Here is a 24,570-nt window from a genome sequence, read left to right as displayed (position 1 = left end):
TATGAAAAAAGAACTTTTAAAAACAGTGTTGCCCTATGGTATTGCAATTGTATTATTGCTTATTGGCAGCCTTTATGATTATCAGATTACCAATGCTTTGCATGGCCGATTACCCTATAGTGGTGTTTTCTTTGAACGATTGATTTTAATTCCTTTGCAATCTATGGTCATCGTAACCTTTGCGATGTTGTATCTCGTAAAACGAAAATATAGATATCTTTTTTGTGCTATGATTGCCTCTATTTACGTCGTACAGGATGCCTTACATTACTGGATGCGCATAGACGCTCTATGGTTATATGGCATTCTTCTTATATTGGCAGTTCTCTATCTTTTCACAATCTTGCTTTTATTATCACAAATGGATCAACATTTATTGCAACAGCGGCTGCCTTTCTTTATCTTTTTTACTTGTGTGATGTTAAGTGTCGCAGTATGTACAACCATCATAAAGCATTTTTGGGGCAGAATTCGCTATCGTGATTTAACAAATGCACAGGATTTTATAAAATGGTATCTCCCACAAGGTGTTACCGGAAATCGCTCTTTTCCCAGTGGTCATACGAGCGGATTTACCAGCATCCTGTGTTTCTTAGAGTGGCGGAAAAACCGTTATGAAAAACCATCAATCGTGCGTACGATCATCATTTGGATGTTAATTATATACATGCCTATCTCACGTATGGCCATGGGGGCTCATTTTTTAAGTGATACTGCTGTCGGCTTTCTTATGACCTATAGCTGGTATTTGTTTTATCGAAGATATTATCGAAGGAGAGAAGTATTATGAATGCTAGAATGTTTGCTTATACAGCGCTTTGTCAGATCTGTATCCATAAAACCTATAGTAACCTTTATTTACGTAAAGAATTAGATAAGGCTGAACAAAAGGATAAAGGACTCATCACGACTATCGTATATGGAACCTTACAAAACTATCGCTTATGTCGCTATCAATGGGAAGATCTGGTACAGAAATTACCAAAAGCAGAAACAGCAGTCTTATTGGATATGAGCGCATATCAGTTGTTTTATATGGATAAACTGCCGGCATATGCCATCATCAATGAAGCTGTAGAGATAGCCAAAAAACATGGTGGTAAAAAACAGGGAGCATTAGTAAATGCCGTTTTACATAAGATCATGCAGCGAGGGCAAAGAGAATTGCCAAAGGATACGCTACAAAAGTTGGCAATAAAAACTTCACATCCGGATTGGCTCATCAATATGTGGAAGGCGCAATACGGAGAGGAAACTTGCCGCGCTATCTGTGAAAGTAATATGGAAACGCGTAAACAGTGCGCCAGAGTGAATCTCATGCGTATGAGTCGTGAAGAATTCCTAGCACAGGACAATTCATTTACGGCTGGACAATTAGCTTCTTCTGTATATTATCAAGGAACCTCTTTAGCCCATACTTCCTGGTATGAAGATGGTATGTTGTCCATACAGGATGAAGCCAGTCAACTGGTTGCTTATTGTGTAGATCCTCAGCCTAAGGAGCGCATCTTGGATGTATGTGCAGCACCGGGGACAAAGTCTACACATATGGCGGAATTGATGCAGGATGAAGGAGAAATCATCTGTGGTGATATTCATGAACATCGTGTGGAACTGATTCAACAAGGTGCAGATCGTTTACAGCTGCATAGCATTCATCCTGTTGTCATGGATGCGACGAAATTACAAGGATTACAGGAAGCTAGTTTTGATCGTGTGTTATGTGATGTACCTTGCAGCGGCTATGGGGTTTTAGCAAGAAAAAGCGATATCAAGTATCATATGCAGAGTGAGGATATGGATACATTGATTCCTTTACAAGCAGCTATTTTAGAAAAAGCAAGCACAATGGTGAAACAAGGCGGTATCCTTGTTTATTCTACCTGTACTTTAAATAAAAAAGAGAATGAGAAACAGGTGGAAACGTTCTTAAAGAAACATGAGGAGTTTACCTTAGTATCACAGAGAACGATATTTCCTTTTGAGTTTGGCAGTGATGGCTTTTATATTGCGAAGATGGAGAAGAAAGCTTAATTAAGATAGAGGGATTGATTATGAGAATCAAAGATAAGTGGGTAGAATAGAAAAGATTATTTTATGATTTTGTAGATGAGTATAATACGTAATTGGCATAGATTACGCAATTAATAGGATTTAAAAACCATAAAATGTGAGAGATGAGCATGCCGATCTTTCACCTTTTTGTGTTACATAGATAGTTAAGTGCTTGATATTTTACATTATATTTGGAATCTTTTTCATTGCGTAATAAAATGTTTCAGAGTATAATTCTGAATAACGAGGTGAACATGATGCTAGAAATAAAAGTGTTAGAAAAGGTTCTGGAAACGGCTCTGAAAACCGGAGGCGATTTTGCGGAAATCTTTGAAGAAAAAAATTATCGTAATTCTATTTCCATGCTGAATGGAAAGGTTGAAGATGTTAACAGTGGAATACGCAGAGGGATTGGTTTGCGTATCTATCATGGGTTAGAATCGGTATATGCGTATACCAATGATCTAAGTGAAGAAAATTTGATAAAAACAGCGAAGCAGTTATCTGCCGCTATTGATGATCAACAAGTCATTGAACATGTCAAACTTCAGGAAGTAACCTATGAGAATGCGCATCCGGTTACGTTATATCCAAAGACATTTCCAATGGAAAAGAAAGTCGCATTGCTGAAGCGTGCTAATGATGCTGCCATGGCATACGATACACATATTCAAAAAGCCATGTCATTTTTAATGGATGAAGAACAGCATGTTGCAATTGCCAATAGCGAAGGTCGCTACATTCAAGATACGCGTGTGCATACCCGTTTAGGAGTTACCGTAATTGCAGAAGACGGCGATTTGCATGAAACCGGAAGCTGTGCGCCAGGTTCTAGCAAGGGCATGGAATTTTATGAAGAAGCACTTCCGGAAGAAACAGGGAAAGAAGCAGCTAGAGCAGCAATGCAGATGCTTTATGCAGATGATTGTCCTAGTGGCACAATGCCTGTCGTGATTGAAAACGGCTTTGGCGGCGTTATTTTCCATGAAGCGTGCGGGCATGCTTTAGAGGCTGCAGCAGTTGCGAAAGGTCAGTCTGTATTCTGTGGTAAATTAGGACAGAAAATAGCAAGTGAGTGTGTTACGGCAGTCGATGATGGAACGATACCAAATGCATGGGGTTCTGAAAACATTGATGATGAAGGAAACTTCCAACAGCGCCGTGTATTAATTGAAAATGGTATTTTAAAGAGTTATATGATCGATAGACTCAATGGTCGCAGAATGGGTATGGAAAGTACCGGCAGTTCTCGTCGAGAATCTTATAAATATGAAACAACTTCCCGTATGTCAAATACTTTTATTACAGAGGGAAATAATACGTTGGAAGATATGATTGCAGGTATTTCTTATGGCTTATATGCAAAATCCTTAGGTGGAGGAAGTGTAGATCCAAGTACCGGAGATTTTAACTTCTCAGTACGTGAAGGCTATTTGATCAAAGACGGTAAAATCAGTAAACCGGTGAAAGGTGCTACTTTGATTGGTAATGGTGCTGATGTCTTGATGAAAATAGATATGGTAGGGAAAAATGTATTGCGTGCACCTGGTATGTGTGGGGCAAGCAGCGGTTCTATTCCTACTGATGTAGGACAACCGCCATTACGAGTAAGTGCGATGATTGTCGGTGGTAAGGAAGGAGGAAGTGCAAATGAATAAGCAGTTATGGATGGATGCGGCAAAAAAAGCCGGATTAGAACAATTTGAAATCTATGAACAGCGACACACTTCAACTTCTATTAATGTTTATGAACAAAAGGTAGATTCTTTTAGTATCAGTGATTGTGATGGGATTGCCATGCGTGGAGTTTATCAAGGGAAAATGGGAAACTGTTTCTTAGAAGAAGTAGATGATGCGCAGATAGACGATGTATTAAATCAGATTAAACAAAATGCTTCGATTATTACTGCGGAAGATAAAGTAATGATCTTAGCACCAGCAGAAAGTTATCCAACAATACAAAAGCATAAAAACACATTATTAGAAACAGAAAACAGTTTAAAGATCCAGAAACTTAAAGAACTGGAAGAAACAGTAAAACAAATGGATTCACGAATTGCACAAGTCATGACAACCACCTATGAAGAAAGTGTTGCAGTACGCAGTATTGTAAATACAAAAGGTATGGATCTTTGTGACAGTGACAGTTGTTCCATAGTTTACGTGGAAGTATTGGCAAAGGACGGCGAAGATACAAAGAGTGCTTTTGATTGGCTGTATATAAAAGATCTGGAAGCCTTGGATATACCTGCTTTTGCGCATAAATTATGTGATAAGGTCATCAATAAGCTTCATGCGGATACGATAGAAAGCGGCAATTATCCATTATTGATGGAAAAAAGTGCTATGACCTCATTGTTTAGTGCTTTAGCAGGTTTGTTTGATGGCGAAAATGCCTTTAAGGGTATTTCTATTTTGAAAGATAAACTTAATGAAGCTATCTTTGATGCAAAGATTAGTGTAATTGATGATCCTTTGATGGAGGATGGCATAAATTCAGCATCCTTTGATGATGAAGGTACAGCATGCTATACGAAAACAGTCGTTGATAAGGGAATATTAAAAACGTATCTGCATAATAGCAAATCAGCAGAATTGATGCAGACAACTTCTACCGGCAATGGCTTTAAAGGTGGCTATGGCGGACCAGTTGGTATTTCACCAACAAACTTTTATATCAAAAATGGTATGGCAAGCTATGAAGAAATGATTAAAACGATGAAAAAAGGTGTTATTGTCACCAATCTGAATGGTCTGCATGCTGGATTAAATCCAGTATCAACAGAGTTTTCGTTACAATCCGAAGGTTTTTATGTAGAAGATGGTGTCATTGTGAAACCAATTAACCTATTCACGATATCCGGCAATTTCTTAGATATGATGAAGCATATTAAAATGGTTGGCAACGACTGCAAGATGGGAATGAGCGGTGTCGGTACACCAAGTATTTTATTTGAAACCATTGCTGTAAGTGGTAAATAATTAGAGAGAAGAGTTTTCCAAAACAGGTAAACTCTTTTTTTGAATTGTTAAGTTTAAATAAGTAATATTCAAAAAGTGTTGTTTTTATTTTTTCATCTATTATTCTTGTGCCACCTGCATAAACAAATCTTTCTGTTCATTCAGCTTCTTAAAGAAAATCTTAAAACTTCCTGAAAATCCATTCAATCTAATAGGTAGGATGGTCAATTCTATGGTAAAATAAAAGGCGGTTGGTGATAACATGAAGAGTTTATATGATTTTAACTATGAGCAAATGGCAGAATTGGCACTTTCTCATGAATGGAAGAAATTTCGCGGACACCAGATTTTTCAATGGCTGTATCGCAAACGGGTAACCTCTATTGATGAAATGAGTGATTTGTCAAAGGAAACAAGAGAAATCCTAAAAGCAAACTATGCTTTGAAGCCATTGACTTTAAAAGATAAACAAGTATCCAGTGATGGTACAACAAAATATTTATTTGCCTTGGAAGATGGCTCCTTGATCGAAAGCGTCTTAATGCAGTTTGATTATGGAAAAAGCATCTGTGTAACAAGCCAAGTTGGTTGTAATATGTCCTGTGCGTTTTGTGCCAGTGGTTTAACGAAGAAAAAACGTAATCTTACCAGTGGTGAAATGGTTGCACAGGTGATGTATGTACAACAGGATTTGGATAAACAGGAAGAGCGTTTAAGCCATATCGTTGTTATGGGTACCGGAGAGCCATTTGATAATTATGAAAATGTGATGAATTTTTTAAGTACGGTGAATCATGATCGTGGCTTAGGTATCGGGGCAAGACATATTACGATTTCGACTTGCGGTGTCGTTCCTAAGATCTATGAATTTTCAAAGGAACATACCCAGTATAACTTAGCGATTTCTTTGCATGCGTCTAACAATACGCTGCGTGATGAGCTGATGCCGATCAATCACGCCTATCCTTTGGAAGAACTCATGAAGGCAATTCGTCAGTATGCAGCAGAAAACAATCGACGTTTAACGTTTGAGTATATCTTATTAAGAGGTGTCAATGATCAAAAAGAGCATGTGAAACAGTTGGCAAAACTATTGCGTGGTTTAAATGCTTATGTAAATTTGATTCCTTACAATGCAGTGGATGAGAAAGGTTTTCAAGGTGTTGATCATGCCCATGCAATGGTCTTTTATGATGCCCTCATGAAAGAAGGGATTCGCTGTACGATTCGTAAGGAGCATGGAGCGGATATTGATGCGGCATGCGGACAGTTAAGAGTGAAGCATTTACGCAAAGAAGCAAAAGAAAGGCAGGGAAACTAGCTTGAAGTATTATGGAAAGAGTCATATCGGCTTACGTCGTAAAAATAATCAGGACAGTATCTGTCTGGCAGAAAATCAACAGCATGCTTTATTAGCCGTTGTCTGTGATGGCATTGGCGGAGGTAAAGCCGGTGATGTGGCGTCCGCATTGGCCGCAGAACATATGAAAAAAAGCTTTGAACAAGCAGTATTATGCCATAAAAATGATGTAGAAGTAAAACAATGGCTGAAAGGTGTCATTCAGGAAGCAAACGATTTGATTTTTACGCAGGCAACCAGACGAGAAGAACAGCGCGGTATGGGAACAACCATGGTTGGTATCTTGCATTGTCCGGATGCGACCTATGTGTTTAATGTCGGGGACTCTCGTACCTATGGGTTATATGAAGATGATTTTTTATGTTTGACAGAAGATCATTCCTATGTGGCTGATTTATTAAAACGCGGTGAAGTGAGTGAAGAAGAAGCGAAGCATCATCCTAATCGCAATGTGCTGACAAATGCTTTGGGTATTTGGGATAGTGTAAAGGTTGATATCAATAAGGTCAAAGAAGATTATAAGATGCTATTAGTGTGCAGTGATGGTCTTCATGGCTATGTAAGTGAAGAATTAATCCGCCATATCATGGAAAGTGATTGTGCATTACAGGCAAAGGTAGATTTATTAATTCAAGCGGCATTAGATGCCGGTGGTTATGATAATGTTAGTGTCATCCTTGTGGATAAGGAGGATGCAGCAGATGAATAGAATGCAAAAAATGATAGCAGAACGCTATATCATCAAAGACAGTATCGGAGAAGGCGGCATGGCAGATGTGTATCTGGCTGAGGATACGATCTTGAATCGTGAGGTTGCCATCAAGGTGCTGCGTGGAGAATTAAGCAAAGATCCAGTCACGTTATTGCGCTTTCAGCGTGAGGCAAGTGCGGTCAGTAAGCTTTCGCATCCCAATGTCGTTGATGTCTATGATGTAGGAGAATATGATGGGCATCATTATATTGTCATGGAGTATGTCAGAGGAAGAACCTTAAAACAGTTGATCAGTCAGCGTGGAGCCTTGCATAAGGAAGAGGCTGTTGATATCATGATTCAATTAACCAGTGCGGTACAGCATGCGCATGAGCATAACATCATCCATCGTGATATCAAACCGCAAAACGTCTTAGTGAAGGATGATGGAACAATCAAGATTACGGATTTTGGTATTGCGCTAGCACATGATTCAGTACAGTTGACCCAAAGTGATGCAGTACTGGGCAGTGCGCATTACTTAGCACCGGAAACTACCAGAGGGGAAACACCTACGAATCAGGTTGATATTTATGCTTTAGGAATTGTTTTCTACGAATTGTTGACAGGCAGCGTACCTTTCCGCGGTGATAATCCGGTACAGATCGCCATGAAACACCTACGTGAGGAAGTACCTAGTGTATGTGAATTTAATCCTACCCTTCCTCAATCAATTGAAAATATCATTATCCATGCGACGGTAAAAAACCGCAAATTGCGTTATCAAAGCACCAAAGAAATGTTATATGATTTAGAACATTGTTTAGATGCATCAAATGCGCATGTAAAAAAGCTCAGCTTTGCGCAGGAACAAGATCCTACCCTGATCATGAAGGAACAAAAAAAGGTGACTCAGCATAAACCGCGACAAGCAAAAGTGATGGAAATACCGGATGAAGATGACCATCCGCAAAAAGCGGAACAGCAAAAAACAAAGAAGAAAAAGCACAAAACACCACTCATAATTGGCATTTGTATCGCTATTGGAGCACTTGTGGCTTTCATGATTTTCACTAATATCATGTCGCCGAAAGAAGCGGCCATTCCAGAAGTTATTGATCTTGCGAAAGATGAAGCTATCACCAAATTAAGTGAAGCAGGTTTTGCTAAGGATAAGATCAAAATCGAAGAAAAATTAACCGATGATAAAAGTTCTGGTACGGTAGTGGATATTTATCCGAAAGCGGGCAGTAAGTATAAAACCAGTGATCCAATTACGTTAACGATTTCAAAAGGTATGTATTATATCGTCGAAGATTACAAAAACCGTCCGTATGAAGATGTGAAAAAGGAATTAGAAGAATATGCACCTAAGGTGAAGCTCATTGTTAAAGAAAAAGAGAATGCAGAGTATAAACCAGGGTACATTATCGAACAAAGCGGTTTAAATATTGGCGAAAAGCTGGATCCACAGCAACCTTGTGAATTATATGTAACGGTAACAAAACGCGTGGAATTCACGATTCAGCTGAATGGTAAAACAGTGGAAGAAGCACAGAACATCTTAGGGGAAAAAGGAATCATCCCGGTATTGGTACAAATGGATAAACCAGAGGATGATGAAGATGTTGAGGAAGGAGTTGTGGTCAAGAGTGATCCTGTCGAAGGCAGTTGGTACATACAGGAAGGCTCTAATACGATCACATTGTACTACTATTGATGGAAACAGGAAGAATTATTAAAATCATTTCAAATCAGTACGAGGTATTAAATGAACAGGGTGAACATTTAGCCTGCATTGCCATGGGCAAGCTGCGTAAGCATAAAGCACCGGTTGTTGGCGATGTTGTAAAGCTTCAGCGATTTGACGCACAAATCGGTATTCAGAAAATCTTACCTAGAAAAAATGAATTGCTGCGTCCGGCAATTGCCAATGTCGATCAGGCAATCATCGTTATGTCTTGTAAAGATCCGGATTTCTCTACGGTGTTGGTAGATCGTTTGATTTTTCAAGTATGTTACGCACAGATCCATCCCATCTTATGCTTTACGAAAATGGATCTTATCGAGGAAGATGATGAAATTCATAAGAAAATCATGGCATATCGCGATAGTGGCTATGATGTTTATATCAGTGGGAAAGGGTATGCCAGTGATGCGCTCATACAAATATTGAAAGGGAAGATCTCCGTCTTGACAGGACAAAGTGGTGCTGGAAAAAGTTCATTGCTAAACCGTATTGATCCAACATTTCATTTGCAGACACAAGAAATCAGCAAGGCGTTAGGACGTGGAAAACATACGACCAGACATTGTGAATTGCATGAGATTGCCGGTGGATGGGTAGCCGATACGCCGGGCTTTTCTTCCATGGATTTTACAACGATGGACATTCAAACGCTGGCTGAACGTATTCCTGATTTTGCACCTTATCTGCATCACTGCAAGTTTAATGACTGTATTCATGTGCAAGAACCAAACTGTGCTATTCGCGAGGCTGTGGAAAAGCAAGAAATCAACGGTGAACGTTATGCACATTATCTGGAAGTTGTGCAGATGATCAAACAAGCAAAACCTAAGTATTAATCTAATATAAGAAAAGGAGGAAAAAAATGAGACAAAAATTAGTAATCGCGCCATCGGTGTTATCATTAGATTATGCAAGAGTGAGTGAACAGTTGGCCGATTTGAATAAAACACGTGCAGAATGGATGCATTTTGATGTGATGGATGGACACTTTGTGCCGAATTTAACCTTTGGTCCGGATATCTTAAAAGGCTTTAAAAAAGCAGTAGATATGGTGATGGATGTGCATATCATGGTGAGTGATCCTAAGTTTTATGCGCCTATTTTCATTAAAGCCGGGGCCGATATCGTAACGTTTCATTATGAAGCTGTTGCATCGATCAAAGAATGTGTCGCCTTGTGTAGAACCATTCGCTCCTTAGGTGCGAAAGCCGGCGTGAGTGTGCGCCCTAAAACACCGATTGATGAAATATTACCATATCTACACGAAATGGATGTATTCTTGATCATGAGTGTGGAACCAGGTTTTGGCGGTCAATCTTTTATGGAAGATCAGTTGGATAAGGTAAGAAAATTGCGCAGCTATATTGATGCACATGAGTTAAATGTACGCATAGAAATTGATGGTGGTATCAACGCGAAAACAGCAAAACAGGCGATTGAAGCTGGCTGTGATACGCTGGTTGCGGGAAGCTATGTGTTTAAACAAGATGTGCATGAGGCGGTAGAATCCTTATTATGCCTGGCGTAATTCTAATCAGTGGATTAGCTGAACGGGTGTATACAAAAGAAGGCTATGACATCATCGGTGTAGATCATGGCGCCTATATCTGTGCTTTGCAAGGCGTTGAAATGAAAGCTGCCATTGGCGATTTTGATAGTGTGAGTAAAACGCAGGTTATCCAAATCCAACAGATGGCAGAAAGAATGGAACAACTTCCTTCACATAAGGATGAGACGGATACCGAAGAGGCGGTATTGTACGCTCTTGCACATGGTTATGATGATATTTGGGTCTATGGTGCATTAGGTGGGCGCTTAGATCATGAATTAGCCAATCTATATCTTTTAATGCATCGCAATTACCCCATCACTCTGGTTAATGAACAAAATCGTATTCGTGTAATAAAAGAAGGTACTTATAAAGTACCTAAAGAATATACCTATCTGTCGTTTCTAGCTTTAGAAGACTCCCAGATAACAGAAATCGGTGTTGCCTATCCGTTAACCAAACGCTGTTTATCTACAAGAGATATATATGCAATCAGTAATGAAATCTTAAATGAGCATGCTGAGATTATTGTACATAAAGGAAGCTTTTTAATGATTGAATCAAGTGATAAAATATGATGAAGCGAACTCCAAAGTTTGGATAACCAAATGCATGGAGTTTTTTTCATATACGTTTTACCACATGTAGCTTTTTGTTTATACAGATGGTGCATGTTCATAATAAAAAACACAGTTTCTTATGACAACATGGAATCTTTGGTAATTGGGTAGTTATCCTTGTTGCTTGGCTCATAGATGCAAAATCTCAGAAAGCAAATGATATGATCTGTAACTGTTGTTTAAAAAGCTGAAACGACATAACTAGCCGGTTTTCATATTGTGAATAAAGGGATGTGAGATAGAAAAATATGTTAAAAAACATTTTGGACAGTTTTAAGCTATCTTGTGTTGTTCACGGTTGATAACAGCAATTTTTGTATATTGGTTAGCATATAAGAGGCAATATGTAGTACATCAAACATTGTTTAAAATACAGTTGTTATTAAGGATGAAACGGTATATGAAATAGAGTGAATCCTTTCGTTTTATCGTTCTTCTTTGTGGAACAGCTATTCTGTATTATAATAAGGGTAGCAACGACATATCCTAACAGAGAAAGAAGGATGAATATGAAAATCACGTTACAACAAAAAATAATAGAAATCACCAAAGATACGCCAGTGGAAAAGCTTATTCCGGCAGAAGAAAAAGCAAATGTCTATGCCATTGTCTTCAATGGGAAGCTCCATGATGTGAAGTATTGTTTAAAGGAAGAAGGAGATCTTTCCTTTGTTTATGCGGATAGTGAGATAGGAAAACAAATTTATGAACGATCTTTGAGCTTTTTATTTATTGCAGCTGTGCATCGCTTATACCCTAAAGCGCATGTGTGTATTGAACATGCGCTAAGTAATGGTTTGTTTTGTGAAGTGGAACAGCAAGGTTATTTAACACCTGAGGATGTTTTTCAAATTGAACAGACCATGAAAGAGATGACCAGGGAAAAGATGGCGATCTTACGCAGCGTCGTGCCTACAAAAGAAGCCGTAGCTTTTTTTGAAGCATGCGGGATGTTGCATAAGGCAAGCTTATTGCGAAATCGCCATAGTAAAACAAGTAGCATATATCATTTAGAAGATGTCAATGATTATTTTTATGGTATCATGCTGCCAAACACCAGTTATCTGACGCATTTTGCATTGCGCTATTATGCCCCCGGTATTTGGTTATCACCACAAGAACACTTTGTGAATCAGGGAAAGATGTTCCAAGTATTTCAAGAATTTGAGGCCTGGGGAAAAGCCATCGGCGTATCACATATAGCGCAGCTAAACCAGAAAATTATGGAAGGAAAGATGGATGAGTTGGTGTTAATGAGTGAAACGATGGTCGAAAAGAAATTAGAGGATATTGCAGTGAAAATGTTAAAAGAGCATGCAGGTACTCGTTTTATTTTAATAGCCGGCCCTAGTTCAGCAGGGAAAACAACGTTTTCAAAGCGCTTATCCATCCATTTGAAAATACATGGGAAAGAACCTATTGCTATATCCATGGATGATTTTTATAAAAACCGTGAGGATTGTCCAAAATTGCCGGATGGCAGTTATGACTTTGAATCGTTAGAAGCTTTAGATCTGGAGCTGTTTAATGAAACGATGTTAAAGTTATTGCATAACCTTCCAGCTCGTATGCCGCATTTTAATTTTAAAACAGGAAAACGTGAGTGGAGAGAAACGTTATGCATGCAACAGGATCAGCTTTTAATTATAGAAGGCATTCATGGATTAAATCCAACGACAAGTGCTTATATACCAGATTCAGCAAAATTCCGTATTTATATCAATGCATTGACGCATCTCAATTTAGATGATCATAATCGTATTCCAACAAGTGATTATCGTTTAATACGTCGTATCGCACGAGATTATCAATCTCGCGGTTGGAGTGCTGCAGAAACGATTCATTCATGGAAAAATGTCCGTTATGGCGAAGATCGCTATATTTATCCATATCAAGAAGAAGCAGATGCCATTTTCAATAGTTCTATGGTCTATGAATTAGCAGTATTAAAGCCTATTGTTCTTCCTTTGTTAGAAGAAGTTGACATAAAGGAAGAAGCGTATCTGGAAGCGAATCGTCTGCATAAGCTATTAGACTATTTCTTGACTGGGGATTCCTCAGCCATTCCACGCAGCTCTATTTTGGCAGAGTTTATTGGGAATAGCATCTTTGATGTATCGTAATTTTAGCAATCCAAAGGAGCAGACTTCTGCTCTTTTTGCTTGCTGATGTCTCATTAAATTTTAGATTGTACGTGAAGGTTTAGAGAATAAAAAAAAACAGGTTTCCCTGTTTAAATCACTCTTAGATAGCGTTTTTGTTCTTTAATGTTTTCAATGCACGAGCACTAATACGGATCGTTTGAGGTTTCCCATCAACAACGACTTTAACCTTCTGTAAATTTACATTCCAGTTACGACGAGATGCACGCATAGAGTGAGAGCGTTTATTACCTGATAAAGGACCTTTACCTGTAATTGCACAAACTTTTGACATACCGTTTACCTCCTTCCGTATAATACTTAACATAATTCGCTTAAATATCATACCATTTAAGATTATAAAATGCAAGAATATTTTTTATTTTTATTTATCTGTTGATCACCCTTAAGGATATGTTTGTAAAACGGTGATTTTAAAGGGTTTTCAATCAATTTTAAGGAAGGATAGCGGGCTAGTAGTAAGGATGTGTAATATTTACCAATTGCATTCATGAAAGGGCTGTTCTATAATTAGACTGAGTTATTATAACAAAAGGAATGATGGTATGAGAAAAACAAAGGTATTTACAATCTTTCTTGGGGTAAGTTTACTGGCAGTTAACGTTATGCCAAATATAGAAAAAAAGCTGTTTGCAGAAGAAGAACATTCAGAAACTAGGAAGGGTTCTTCTTATGGCGATCAAACAGGTATGTTTTTAAAGATGGATGAAGATGGAAAAATCACTTATGTAAAAGCGAATCCAGAGGGCATCAAAGAGGACATTACCTTGCCGGAAGAAACTGATGAAGAGGTAACGTTTGATGTGGAAATGGAAACCAAAGATGGAGCTAGTGCAGAGGTTGGCCATTATGATACCATTGAGGATGCGGTAAAGACAGCAAATATGTTACAGCTAACACGCAGCATGATGCGTTCAGCAAATAGTGATGTAGATGTTTCTGTGTATAGTAAGAATGTATTACGCAGCACTACCAAACCATCTATCGTAAAATTTAAAGTGTTGGATGGTGGAATGACAACACCATATAAGGAAGTCGATACCAATATCAGTGGGTATACGAGTGCCGTTTATGCGGTAGATGCAGCCTACCTTGGCACAGTGGATGGGAAGGTCAAGTTTCGTATGGCCGGAGTTACCGGTTTGGTGGATGCGAAATATGTTACTATTCAGGAATATACAGCAAAGATGAATGTCAGTTATTATTATGTGACAAAGAATAAACTCTATCATCAGATATTTACACCATATTACAGTTCATCTCAGCGCGTTGGAAATGCGCCAGCGTATTTGAAAGAGAATACAAAATATTTCAGCTATGACGGTCATTATTTTTATACTGCTTTTGAAACCATGATCAATGATTATCAAAAGGATGTATACAGTCATGCGGTTAATAAGGAATCACCTTATTATAATTACTATCAGTTTCTTTCTATGCGTACGGTATCTAGTTTTACAGCAGATCATTTAAATAAACGTTTGTTAGAAGGTACGACAAATACGAAATCAAAGCTGCGAAATCGTGGCGTAGATTTTATCAATGCACAACAATATGGTACAAATGCAGCTTTGGCTTTTGGTTTGGCAGTGAATGAAAGTGCTTGGGGCAATAGCTCTATCGCACAGGAAAAAAACAACATCTTTGGATTAAATGCTGTGGATACCAGTCCGGGAACATCAGCGAATACATTCGCCTCAGTAGCGGCATGTATCAATGATTTTGCGAAAAACTGGGTGTCGCTTGGTTATACAGATCCATATGATTGGCGATATTATGGACCTCATCTTGGGGATAAACAAAGTGGTATGAATGTGCAATATGCTAGTGATCCTTACTGGGGGGAAAAAGCGGCAGCACAAGGTTATTTTTTAGAAGATCTTTCTGGTAAAAAGGACAGTGATAAGTACACCCTTGTGATTGACACCGGTGTAAAACCAATCAGTATATATAAGGATGCTAAAACCTCCAGCAAAGAATATTATCAAAACGGAAATAGCAATAGCAAGGTCATTCATCAATTCCCATTTGTTGTGTTAGATACGGTAAAAAACAGTCAAGGTACATGGTATAAAATACGTACAGACTGCATCTTAAAAGCAGATCGCAGTGCTAAGGATAATGATTCCAATGGTCTATATGATTACACATACAATTATGGATACATAAAGGTGAAAGACTCGATGATGGTCATTTATGAAGGTAATCAAGATGCTAACCATGATAAGGTGCCTGACACACCGAATAAACCAGATGAAAAAGTTTTACCCGGAGATGTTAATGGTGATGGGAAATTATCTCCTGCTGACTATGTGAAAATCAAAAATCATATCATGGGTGTGACAAAATTAAAAGGAACGCCTTTAAAAGCAGCGGATGCAAATCAAGATGGTAAAATTTCACCAGCTGATTATGTAGTCGTTAAGAACAGGATCATGGGGAAATAGTGGAGGTAAAGATGAGAAAGAAAATAACAAAATTTCTGGCAGGTATCAGTGTTGCCATTTTAGCAGTAACAGTACTGAATCTGCCTAAAAAACATATCGCTGCAGCAGGCTTATCCGTATCTTGTAGTAGTTCAACAATTTATGTTGGAGATACTGTGACCTTTACGGTCAGTGTTTCTGGCGGAGCAGGTATGGTGGCTGTGAGTGGTGCTGCAAATGATTCTGATTGGTTTGAAAATAATTCTCGATCCTATACCGTAAAAGGAACCAGTGCTGGCAGTCTTAGCGTCTATGCTTCAGGAACGATTGCCGATTTTAATACGGAAAAGGATCAGTCATTGTCTTCTTCTTGTACCGTGGTGGTAAAAGAACGCAGCAAACCATCAAACAACAATAATAATAGTTCAAGTAATTCAGGAAATAATGATACTCCACAGAACAATAATGATGATTATAACAATGCTCCTTCCAATAATGATACACCAAAGAATGAGCCTAGTAATAAAACAGAGAAACCAAAAGAAGAAAAGAAAAATAAGGATAGTTCCTTGAAGTCTTTAAGTATCAGCGAAGGCAAATTATCACCGGCATTTCAAGCTGGAACAACTTCATATAAGGTTGATCTGCCTGGTAGTGTAGATACACTAAAGGTCAGTGCAGCAGCAAATAACAGCAAGGCATCACTGCGTGGAATCGGGAAAAAGAAGTTAAAACCCGGTAATAATACGATTCAAGTGATATGTACTGCAGAAAATGGGACATCGACAACCTATACGATAAAAGTACATGTGGATGAAAAACCACTAGTCTTTGTAAATTATCAAGGGAAAAAACTTGGTGTTTCACGTTCAGCTGCGAAATTGTCTAAGAAATTATTTGAGGAAACAAAGCTTACCATTGATGGAAAAGTCGTACCAGCTTGGACCAATAAAAGCTTACATATGACATTGTTGTATTTAGAAAACGATGATAAAAAAGACTTTTATTTTTATGATACGGAAAAGAAAGAAGTAACATCCATTTATCGCCCGGTGGGCTTACTTGGAGAAAATATTGCGATTATTGATGTACCAAAAGCGTTGCAAAAACGTACCGGTATGGTGTTTACAACAGTAAAGGTCGATGGAAAAGAACTTCCTGGTTGGACATATCAAGATAAGGCGTTTGCTGATTACGCATTGCTTTATGTAATGAATGATGCCGGTGATAAGGTGTATTATCAATATGAGAAAACAGGGAATACATTACAGCGGTATGCCGGTGGTGCGGCAATCACGCAGAATGCATATGAAAAATTACTAAAAGCACATGAGGAAGAAACGAAGCAGCTGAAACTGATCGTGTATGGTCTTTGTGCATTGAGTGCTATCCTTTTCTTGGCTATTCTTATCATATGTGTCAAGAAACGCAAACCAAAACATTTTAATAAGATTGATGTGAAGGGTAGACCATTATCAAAAAGCGCTGAAATAGAGCACGAAAGTTTGGTTAAAATGCAGCAAGAAGATGGAGAGAATTTCTAAGATTCTCTCTTTTTTAAAACGGCGGAGCAAGGAAAATCCTAAATCTGAAAAAAATATGACAAATTCCTGTAAAATGTTTTTTATCCACCATTTTTATGATATTATATATGAGTATAAGTGAAAACGTGTGTAAGGGGGTAAACCTTATGAATCGAAAGGAAATCTATGCCTCCGTAGAAATTGCCGATCATGAAATTCGCCTGATTGTTGGAGAATTTTATGATACCAGATTTAATATTCTGCGGGTTGAAAGAGCAGGGATTACTGGAATTGAAAAAAAGAAAATTATAGATGAACAAAATGTTGTAAATGGAATCATAAAAGCTGTGAAACAGGCGGAGGAATCGCTTGGTTATCATATTGAACGAGCATTGGTATCGTTACCGAGCGTCAATGTGGCCAGACATAATAAACGTGTTCATGTATTGCCACAGGCAAGCAGTAAACGTATTCGGTTAAGTGATATTCAAAAAGGACTGAATGAAGCGATTACATATAAACCAGATCCTGAATTAGAATTGGTGAATGTCGGCTGTATTAAATACATAACCAATGGTATTACTTCAAGAAAAATGCCAATCGATGAAATAAGTGATATGTTGATCATGGATGTTGATTTATTATTCGCAGATAAAGAAACCGTGTATTCCTATGCACGCTGTATCGAAAAAGCTGGTTTAGAAATTCTGGATGTATGTTTGGATTCTTATGCCATTGCCCAAGAAGCAGCGGTTTTTGAGCAGACGGTTGATAAATATGTCATATTAATTGATTTAGCTCGACAGAATACTACACTTTCTTTATTTACGCATGGTAAACTTGTAAACTGCGAGGTATTAGAAGATGGATATGGCAAATGGTTAGCAAAGCTTTGTGAAGAAAACCATTTATCGCCACATGTCGGTTATCGCTTGGTACAAAATACTTGCTGTTTAAAAGAACATGAAGCAAAGGATACGATTATTTATGTTTGGAGTGAAGGCAAAGAGCAGAAACAGCTGAGTGAAAAGCAAGTATGTCAGCTGGTTGCGCCATACATTCATGAATGGATCCAAGGCATTAATGAAGCCTGTGCACCAATTATTGAGAGTGGCGATGTTCGCTATCTAATCACAGGAGAAGGCTGTGAGATTCAGGCAGTTGAACCGTTGTTCGATGAATTAAATGCGCCTTGGCAGCTATATGTGCCACAGACGATTGGAGCTAGAGATTGTTCCTTAGTAACTTGCTTAGGCTTATTTTACAGTTGGAAGGAACAGATAGATATTCGCAATGATCAACGTACAAGCTGTGCTGATGCAGAAGTAGAACAGGTTGTGGAAACTATACGCCGTAAGACGTCCACACAGGATGAAGAAGGCGGATTTACGAAGAAATTGAAAAGCATTCTGTTGAATGATCGATAAAAGAAGAGAGAGCGAGGAATAAAGATGAGTGATTTACAGTTTGAACAGGTAGCAAATATTAAAGTGTTTGGAATCGGCGGTGGCGGCTGTAATGCGGTGAACCGTATGGTGAGCGAAGGTGTTAAAGGGGTCGAGTTTTATGTGGCAAATACGGATTTACAGGCATTAAATATTTCTCCTGTAGAAAATAAACTGGTGCTTGGACGTGAGATTACCAAAGGTCTTGGAGCAGGCGCAAACCCGGAAATGGGAAGACGAGCTGCACAGGAAAATGAAAATGAAATTCGTGAGGCAATCAAAGGAAGTGACATGGTCTTTATAACTACCGGTTTAGGTGGAGGTACTGGTACTGGTGCTGCGCCATTATTTGCGAAGATAGCAAAAGAAGAAGGCGCATTGACTGTAGGTATCGTAACCAAACCATTTACCTTTGAAGGCAAGAAACGTATGAAGGCAGCTGAAGAAGGCTTAGCTGAAATGAAAGAATACGTAGATTCTTTGATTATCGTTTCTAATAATAACCTTATTGAGGTCATCGGACGAAGACCATTGACGGAAGCATTCCAGGCTGCTGATAATGTATTGCGTCAGGGCGTGCAGACGATTACGGATTTAATTGCCGTACCGGCATTGATCAATTTGGACTTCGCGGATGTTCGCACAATTATGGAAAATCAAGGCTCTGCATTAATTGGTATTGGTATGGCAGAAGGAGAAGACAAAGCACGTGCTGCAGCTGAAAAAGCTATTCAATCCCCATTGCTGGAGGCACAGATTACTGGTGCACGCAATGCTATTGTCAATATTACCGGTGGAGAATCTATCACCTTATTTGATGCTGAGGATGCTATGGCTTTAGTACGTGAGGCTGCTGGAAATGATATTGATGCTATCTTTGGTGTTGCGATCAATGAAAAACTAGGAGATTCTATCATTGTTACCGTCATTGCTACAGGTTTTGACGCTGATAAGAATGAAGAAGATGTCTTAGAAAAAGCATTCTCTTATTCTGCTGCTAAGGCTGCGCCAAAGCAAAGTGTAAAAGCATCAGAACCGGAAGTATATGCAACTTCACGCATAAATGATGCAAAAGAGGATGACAATGAAGGGATTCCTTCCTTCTTCACTAGAAGATAATGATGAAGTTTTATTACATAGATGATGCTATGTTTGAAGCCGGGGCATTTCAAGAAGAAATTCGTCATCGCTTTTTGTGCCATTTACGTAAAAATCAGGTGAAATTGATTTTGGTGAGTGCAGCTCATAAGGAGAATGGACGATACCGTAAGTTCCTTGAAGAATGTAAGAATATTTCCATCGTTCGCAGTCCAGCAATATTTGATGTGGATGGAATTTGTGGAACCTTGCATACTGGGTATGCGGCCATTGAGGGTTATCCAATTCAGCATGCATATTCGGGTACTTGCGTGGAATTTGATGAAAAAGAAAAAAAAGCGAAACGGATTTATCTGGATATGTTTGTGGATCATCATGAGGAAGAAAATTTTGATTTTCTGGTGGAAGAACTAGAAAAAGCCATTCAAGATAAAATCTTTGACATGAAGAAAAAGAAAGATGAAATAAATTAAATAATAAGAAAGTATGAAATAGCTGCGGTTGTTTTATACTTTTTTCTTTAGAACTCACTTGCGCCTTCTTCCTATGTGAAAACACCTTTTTTCAGTAGTTTTGTCATGTTTTGACGAAGTGTACATAGCATGCATGAAAGCATCATAAGGTGTAACTGAAGGAGGGATCGTATGCCGTATCGAAAGACGATTCAGGAGATAGAAACAGCTTGTCAAAGTGATCTTCATAAAGGATTGAGTGAAGAAGAGGCACAAAGAAGACAAAAAGAGCAAGGGAAAAATATTTTAAATAAGAAAAAGAAAGTAACGCTCTTACAAATGTTTCTGGAACAATTTCAGGATCCAATGGTCATTATATTGATTATTGGGGCAATCGTATCTATATTTTTAAAGGAATATATGGACGCTTGTATCATTTTGGTTGTGATCGTGTTAAATGCAATCATTGGTGTCATTCAAGAGTTTAAAGCAGAAAAAGCGATTGATGCTTTGGAAAAGTTATCAGAGCCAAAAGCGTATGTCCTGCGAGATGGCTATTTGAAAGAAATCAATTCCGAAGATTTAGTTGTGGGAGATATTGTAGAGCTGGAAGCAGGTCGTTATATACCTGCCGATATGCGTTTGCTCACCAGTACCAATTTAAAGGTGGAAGAAAGCACGCTAACTGGGGAAAGTGAGGCTATTGAAAAACAGGCAGATATTGTCTATCCGGATGAGATGCATATCGCGGATCAGCGCAACATGGTGTTCATGTCGACGTATGTTACATATGGTAAAGCACAAGGGATGGTCGTTCGCTGTGGGATGGACAGTGAGGTTGGCAAGATTGCCCGCATGCTGGATGAAACAAAAGAGGATATGACGCCTTTGCAGCAACGGTTGGCACATTTATCAAAGATTTTGGGAATGCTATCGTTAGGAGTTTGTGCGGCCATGTTTGTGGTTGCCATATTACAAGGGCGAAATCTTTTTGATATGCTGCTACTCTCCATTTCTTTGGCAGTGGCGGCTATTCCAGAAGGCTTACCAGCCGTTGTCACCATTGTGTTAGCATTAGGCGTTCAGGTCATGAGTAAGCAAAATGCCATCGTGCGCAAACTGCATGCGGTAGAAACATTGGGTTCTGTTAGTGTTATTTGTAGTGATAAGACCGGAACTTTAACACAGAATAAGATGCATGTGGTCAGCAGTTATGCCAATGGCATGTTGCAGGAAGTAAATGATGAATTATTGAAAGGTATGGTGCTTTGCAATGATGCCAGTATATCGCAAAATGAAGTATTAGGAGAGCCAACAGAAACAGCATTGTTATGCTTTGGTGAAAAACAAGGCTTTCATAAGAAGGACTTGGATATGAAATATGTCCGCGTCAATGAAATTCCTTTTGATTCTAATCGAAAAAGAATGACGACAATCCATCAGCATGAGCGAGAAGTTGTTGCTTATACGAAGGGAGCATTGGAAAAGATCTTAGCGATGTGCACCAGTGTTTGGCAGGATGGCAAGGCAGTACGCATGTCAAATTATGAAAAGCAGCGCATTTTAGAAGCCAGCCGTCAAGTGAGTGAAGATGCACAGCGGGTCTTGGCATTAGCAAGAAAAACATTGAAATCGCCTTATGAAGATGATGTTGAGAATAAGATGTGCTTCATTGGTTTTGTTGGTTTAATGGATCCACCGCGAGAAGAAGTTAAAGATGCTATTGCCCGATGTTATAAAGCCGGTATCCGTGTGGCGATGATCACCGGAGATCATCCTTTAACCGCATTAGCAATTGCCCGCAGACTTGGAATTGCCAAACAAGAGACAGAAGTGATTACCGGAAATCAGTTAGATGCGATGAGTGATGAGGAACTGTGTGCCAGTGTAAAAGGATATCGTGTGTTTGCCCGCGTGACACCGCAGCATAAAGTACGCATTGTTCAGGCTTTTAAACAAAATGATATGGTGGTAGCCATGGGGGGAGATGGAGTCAATGATGCGCCTTCCTTGAAACAGGCAGATATCGGTATCGCTATGGGACAGGGAGGGACCGATGTTTGTAAACAGGCGAGTGATATGATCTTGGCAGATGATAACTTTGCGACCATTGTGAAAGCTGTGGAAGAGGGCAGAGGAATCTATGAAAATATCCAAAAAGCGATTCTTTATCTGTTAAGTTGTAACCTTGGAGAAATTATGTCATTATTTTTAGCCATTTTATGCATGCCACATGTGGTATCAACCTTAAGTGCTATCCAGATCTTATGGGTTAATTTGATTACGGACGCTTTCCCTGCACTTGCTTTAGGTGTAGATCCTATGGAATGGGATATCATGGAGCAACAACCAAGAAATGCAAAAGAGAGTTTGTTTGCCCATGGAGGTTGGATGTTTACCATTTTAAATGGTATGTTTATCGGTACCATTACACTAGTCGCTTTCCGTTATGGATTAAATAGCAGTCCCGCTAAAGCACAAACAATGGCATTTATGGTATTGTCTTTATCACAGCTTTTCCATGCATTTAATTTGCGCAGCCGTACCCATTCTATCTTTGCCGTCGGTTTATTTAAGAACAAATGGTTAATCTTGACGTTCTTGTTTAGTACAGCATTGCAGATCGCCGTATGTCAGTTGCCGATCTTTAATTTTATATTAAAAACGGTACCGTTAGATATGATGAGTTGGGGGTTGGTGTTTGGCTTAAGTGCCAGTGTGATTTTCATTAATGAAGCTAGCAAATGGTTCGCGAAGGATAAATAAGAAAACAGGTTATAGGCAGAAAGTGATTGTTGAATAAATATGGAAGTTTAAAAGCATTGATAGGATCCCATCAAAGAAGATACAAGAATGAGTAAATGTGTACCTACGAAGATGGGATTTTCTTACTTCCTTTTATGTTTTTGCAGAAAAAGTAGATTTGCTAACAAAAGCGAAGATAGCTTTCTTATTTCTTTGTTTTATCAGCTGTGGTAAAATAAGAGAAAAAAAGGAGCGTTTATGCGATTTAAGAGAGTCTATATCGAAATTACCAACACTTGTAATCTTGCCTGCAGCTTCTGTATTCAAAATCAGCGACAGCCACGCAGGATGAATATACAAGAATTTACGCATGTCATTCAGGAGGTACGCAGTGTCACAAGACATGTTTATCTGCATGTATTAGGGGAACCGCTGTCCCATCCAGATCTTCCCGCTTTTTTACAGATATGCAAAGCGAATGATATGGAGGTCATCCTGACGACAAATGGAACTTTATTAAAAAAACAAGTGGATGCTTTATGTGCTTCCCAATGTATCCGACAATTAAATATCTCCTTGCACAGCTTTCCTCAGCATGAACAACCACGATATTTAGAGACGATATGGGAATGTGCGGAAAAGCTAGCAGCCTGTGGTATACATGTGAACTATCGTTTATGGAGCATACAAGATGAAAAGTTAAGCAAAGAAACACAAACACTGTTAACGACCGTAGTAAAACAATATCAGAAGAACTTAGAAGATGTGATGATTAAGCGAATGCATCGTTTTGATTTAGCGGATCATATTCATCTGCATTTTGAGAATATCTTTACTTGGCCTTCTTTGATGAATCCTTTTGTGTCGAAGACAGGAAGTTGTTTAGGTATGAAAAGCATGTGTGGGGTATTGGTGGATGGTACACTAGTGCCATGCTGTTTAGACAGTAAAGGAGATATTGCTTTGGGGAATTTATTTGAGACCCCTTTGGAAGAAATCTTATCATCGAAACGCTGTTTAAAGATGTTGGAGGGCTTTCAAAAGCATCAAGTAGAGGAAGCGTTGTGTCAGCATTGCACGTATCGCTTAAGATTTCTATGATATCTTAGGAAAGTAAAGCGAATAACGAGAAACTAAAAAAATGGCCAATGGAGGTATATCATGAAAAATAAAGAGCATTGTTTTCAAAGCATAATAACGATTCCACCGTATCAGGATGGTATTAAGGTTTGTAAACTGAGTGAAAAAGATATAGATGCTATGTATGCCATCTGTATCAGCAATCCCTATTATTTTGCTTGTATGAAAAGCAAACCAACGAAAGCTTCATTGAAAGAAGATTTAACTGCTTTACCTATGGGGAAAAGCATGCAGGATAAGTACTTTCTTGGTTTTTATCACCAGGAGGAATTGTTAGGTTTTTTGGATGCTATTGTTGGCTATCCCAATGAAGATTGTTTGTATATCGGATGGTTTATGATTCACAAAAAGTATCAAGGTACGATGTTTGCCCAAACATTGATGAAGACGCTGTTGCATCAGTGTTTTTCTGCTAAGTATGCGCGTTTGGGCTGCATTAAGGGAAATGTCGTGGCCGAAAAGTTTTGGACAAAGTTGGGATTTCATTTTACGAAAGAAGAAATGGATATGGGGAAGTATCAGGTAAGGATGATGGAAACATCACTTTTATAAAAGATAAGGATAAGATGAAGATAGATAAAGATAATAAGAAG

At 38.7% G+C, this 24,570-nt stretch carries 20 protein-coding genes; 19 read left to right on the top strand and 1 reads right to left on the bottom strand.

Going from position 1 to position 24,570, the window contains the following annotated elements; all coding sequences use genetic code 11:
• The first annotated feature begins 1 nt into the window (after position 1).
• The 11 genes from ACESSZ_RS01150 (at position 2) to ACESSZ_RS01100 (ending at position 13,109) form a co-directional block, all read left to right on the top strand.
• Complete coding sequence (locus ACESSZ_RS01150) at positions 2–790, top strand: phosphatase PAP2 family protein (protein WP_008689202.1); 789 nt, start codon at positions 2–4, stop codon at positions 788–790.
• Positions 787–2,034 carry a 16S rRNA (cytosine(967)-C(5))-methyltransferase RsmB gene (rsmB, locus tag ACESSZ_RS01145; RefSeq protein WP_008689201.1) on the top strand — a complete coding sequence of 416 codons (1,248 nt, stop codon included), beginning with the start codon at positions 787–789 and terminating at the stop codon, positions 2,032–2,034. Before ACESSZ_RS01150 ends, rsmB begins: the two co-directional genes overlap by 4 nt.
• Positions 2,035–2,312: 278 nt before the next feature.
• Positions 2,313–3,713: a TldD/PmbA family protein gene (locus ACESSZ_RS01140; RefSeq protein ID WP_017144612.1), complete on the top strand. Its 1,401-nt coding sequence runs from the start codon at positions 2,313–2,315 to the stop codon at positions 3,711–3,713.
• Positions 3,706–5,037, top strand: coding sequence for a TldD/PmbA family protein (locus ACESSZ_RS01135; RefSeq protein ID WP_008689198.1), 1,332 nt, complete (start codon positions 3,706–3,708; stop codon positions 5,035–5,037). Before ACESSZ_RS01140 ends, ACESSZ_RS01135 begins: the two co-directional genes overlap by 8 nt.
• 241 nt (positions 5,038–5,278) lie before the next feature.
• Positions 5,279–6,337: a dual-specificity RNA methyltransferase RlmN gene (rlmN, locus tag ACESSZ_RS01130; protein ID WP_008689197.1), complete on the top strand. Its 1,059-nt coding sequence runs from the start codon at positions 5,279–5,281 to the stop codon at positions 6,335–6,337.
• A 1-nt stretch (position 6,338) separates the two neighbouring features.
• The gene (locus ACESSZ_RS01125) at positions 6,339–7,085 is read left to right on the top strand and encodes a Stp1/IreP family PP2C-type Ser/Thr phosphatase (protein ID WP_008689196.1); all 747 of its coding nucleotides are present in this window, start codon (positions 6,339–6,341) and stop codon (positions 7,083–7,085) included.
• Positions 7,078–8,787 (top strand): Stk1 family PASTA domain-containing Ser/Thr kinase, encoded by a 1,710-nt coding sequence (gene pknB, locus ACESSZ_RS01120; RefSeq protein WP_119957476.1) that lies wholly within the window; start codon positions 7,078–7,080, stop codon positions 8,785–8,787. Before ACESSZ_RS01125 ends, pknB begins: the two co-directional genes overlap by 8 nt.
• Positions 8,787–9,653 (top strand): ribosome small subunit-dependent GTPase A, encoded by an 867-nt coding sequence (gene rsgA / locus ACESSZ_RS01115; protein ID WP_008689194.1) that lies wholly within the window; start codon positions 8,787–8,789, stop codon positions 9,651–9,653. Before pknB ends, rsgA begins: the two co-directional genes overlap by 1 nt.
• Positions 9,654–9,679: 26 nt before the next feature.
• A complete protein-coding gene (gene rpe / locus ACESSZ_RS01110) occupies positions 9,680–10,345 on the top strand; it encodes a ribulose-phosphate 3-epimerase (RefSeq protein ID WP_008689193.1) in 666 nt (221 codons plus the stop codon).
• Positions 10,333–10,944, top strand: a complete 612-nt coding sequence (locus tag ACESSZ_RS01105; RefSeq protein WP_008689192.1) for a thiamine diphosphokinase — start codon at positions 10,333–10,335, stop codon at positions 10,942–10,944. The genes rpe and ACESSZ_RS01105 overlap by 13 nt, the downstream gene beginning before the upstream one ends.
• 551 nt (positions 10,945–11,495) lie before the next feature.
• Positions 11,496–13,109: a nucleoside kinase gene (locus tag ACESSZ_RS01100; protein WP_008689191.1), complete on the top strand. Its 1,614-nt coding sequence runs from the start codon at positions 11,496–11,498 to the stop codon at positions 13,107–13,109.
• Between the two features lie 121 nt (positions 13,110–13,230).
• Here the strand turns inward: ACESSZ_RS01100 and rpmB are convergent, their stop codons facing one another.
• Complete coding sequence (rpmB, locus tag ACESSZ_RS01095; protein ID WP_008689190.1) at positions 13,231–13,422, bottom strand: 50S ribosomal protein L28; 192 nt, start codon at positions 13,420–13,422, stop codon at positions 13,231–13,233.
• A 271-nt stretch (positions 13,423–13,693) separates the two neighbouring features.
• Between rpmB and ACESSZ_RS01090 the strand changes: the two genes are divergently transcribed.
• The 8 genes from ACESSZ_RS01090 to ACESSZ_RS01055 all read left to right on the top strand — a co-directional run bounded on the left by ACESSZ_RS01090 (position 13,694) and on the right by ACESSZ_RS01055 (position 24,529).
• Positions 13,694–15,595, top strand: coding sequence for a glucosaminidase domain-containing protein (locus tag ACESSZ_RS01090; protein ID WP_119957477.1), 1,902 nt, complete (start codon positions 13,694–13,696; stop codon positions 15,593–15,595).
• Between the two features lie 11 nt (positions 15,596–15,606).
• Positions 15,607–17,118 (top strand): cadherin-like beta sandwich domain-containing protein, encoded by a 1,512-nt coding sequence (locus ACESSZ_RS01085; RefSeq protein WP_008689186.1) that lies wholly within the window; start codon positions 15,607–15,609, stop codon positions 17,116–17,118.
• 146 nt (positions 17,119–17,264) lie between these two features.
• Positions 17,265–18,524, top strand: a complete 1,260-nt coding sequence (locus ACESSZ_RS01080) for a cell division protein FtsA (protein WP_008689184.1) — start codon at positions 17,265–17,267, stop codon at positions 18,522–18,524.
• Positions 18,525–18,548: 24 nt separating this feature from the next.
• Complete coding sequence (ftsZ, locus tag ACESSZ_RS01075) at positions 18,549–19,661, top strand: cell division protein FtsZ (protein WP_008689183.1); 1,113 nt, start codon at positions 18,549–18,551, stop codon at positions 19,659–19,661.
• Between the two features lie 2 nt (positions 19,662–19,663).
• Complete coding sequence (locus tag ACESSZ_RS01070) at positions 19,664–20,113, top strand: hypothetical protein (protein WP_017144613.1); 450 nt, start codon at positions 19,664–19,666, stop codon at positions 20,111–20,113.
• 171 nt (positions 20,114–20,284) lie between these two features.
• Positions 20,285–22,858 carry a calcium-translocating P-type ATPase, SERCA-type gene (locus tag ACESSZ_RS01065; protein WP_008689179.1) on the top strand — a complete coding sequence of 858 codons (2,574 nt, stop codon included), beginning with the start codon at positions 20,285–20,287 and terminating at the stop codon, positions 22,856–22,858.
• A gap of 237 nt (positions 22,859–23,095) precedes the next feature.
• Positions 23,096–23,938, top strand: coding sequence for a radical SAM/SPASM domain-containing protein (locus ACESSZ_RS01060; protein ID WP_008689178.1), 843 nt, complete (start codon positions 23,096–23,098; stop codon positions 23,936–23,938).
• A 60-nt stretch (positions 23,939–23,998) separates the two neighbouring features.
• Positions 23,999–24,529, top strand: coding sequence for a GNAT family N-acetyltransferase (locus ACESSZ_RS01055; RefSeq protein ID WP_008689177.1), 531 nt, complete (start codon positions 23,999–24,001; stop codon positions 24,527–24,529).
• Positions 24,530–24,570 lie beyond the last annotated feature (41 nt).

It is taken from the genome of Eubacterium sp. 3_1_31 (assembly GCF_964249515.1).
Taxonomy (GTDB): Bacteria; Bacillota_I; Bacilli_A; order Erysipelotrichales; family Erysipelotrichaceae; genus Longicatena; species Longicatena caecimuris.
Note: the sequence above shows the minus strand (reverse complement) of the source record. Positions and strands in the feature narration are given on the sequence as shown.

Coding starts and splice junctions, on each gene's coding strand:
- ACESSZ_RS01150 (WP_008689202.1), top strand. CDS start 2: ATGAAAAAAGAACTTTTAAAAACAGTGTTGCCCTATGGTATTGCAATT.
- rsmB (WP_008689201.1), top strand. CDS start 787: ATGAATGCTAGAATGTTTGCTTATACAGCGCTTTGTCAGATCTGTATC.
- ACESSZ_RS01140 (WP_017144612.1), top strand. CDS start 2,313: ATGCTAGAAATAAAAGTGTTAGAAAAGGTTCTGGAAACGGCTCTGAAA.
- ACESSZ_RS01135 (WP_008689198.1), top strand. CDS start 3,706: ATGAATAAGCAGTTATGGATGGATGCGGCAAAAAAAGCCGGATTAGAA.
- rlmN (WP_008689197.1), top strand. CDS start 5,279: ATGAAGAGTTTATATGATTTTAACTATGAGCAAATGGCAGAATTGGCA.
- pknB (WP_119957476.1), top strand. CDS start 7,078: ATGAATAGAATGCAAAAAATGATAGCAGAACGCTATATCATCAAAGAC.
- rsgA (WP_008689194.1), top strand. CDS start 8,787: ATGGAAACAGGAAGAATTATTAAAATCATTTCAAATCAGTACGAGGTA.
- rpe (WP_008689193.1), top strand. CDS start 9,680: ATGAGACAAAAATTAGTAATCGCGCCATCGGTGTTATCATTAGATTAT.
- ACESSZ_RS01105 (WP_008689192.1), top strand. CDS start 10,333: ATGCCTGGCGTAATTCTAATCAGTGGATTAGCTGAACGGGTGTATACA.
- ACESSZ_RS01100 (WP_008689191.1), top strand. CDS start 11,496: ATGAAAATCACGTTACAACAAAAAATAATAGAAATCACCAAAGATACG.
- rpmB (WP_008689190.1), bottom strand. CDS start 13,422: ATGTCAAAAGTTTGTGCAATTACAGGTAAAGGTCCTTTATCAGGTAAT.
- ACESSZ_RS01090 (WP_119957477.1), top strand. CDS start 13,694: ATGAGAAAAACAAAGGTATTTACAATCTTTCTTGGGGTAAGTTTACTG.
- ACESSZ_RS01085 (WP_008689186.1), top strand. CDS start 15,607: ATGAGAAAGAAAATAACAAAATTTCTGGCAGGTATCAGTGTTGCCATT.
- ACESSZ_RS01080 (WP_008689184.1), top strand. CDS start 17,265: ATGAATCGAAAGGAAATCTATGCCTCCGTAGAAATTGCCGATCATGAA.
- ftsZ (WP_008689183.1), top strand. CDS start 18,549: ATGAGTGATTTACAGTTTGAACAGGTAGCAAATATTAAAGTGTTTGGA.
- ACESSZ_RS01070 (WP_017144613.1), top strand. CDS start 19,664: ATGAAGTTTTATTACATAGATGATGCTATGTTTGAAGCCGGGGCATTT.
- ACESSZ_RS01065 (WP_008689179.1), top strand. CDS start 20,285: ATGCCGTATCGAAAGACGATTCAGGAGATAGAAACAGCTTGTCAAAGT.
- ACESSZ_RS01060 (WP_008689178.1), top strand. CDS start 23,096: ATGCGATTTAAGAGAGTCTATATCGAAATTACCAACACTTGTAATCTT.
- ACESSZ_RS01055 (WP_008689177.1), top strand. CDS start 23,999: ATGAAAAATAAAGAGCATTGTTTTCAAAGCATAATAACGATTCCACCG.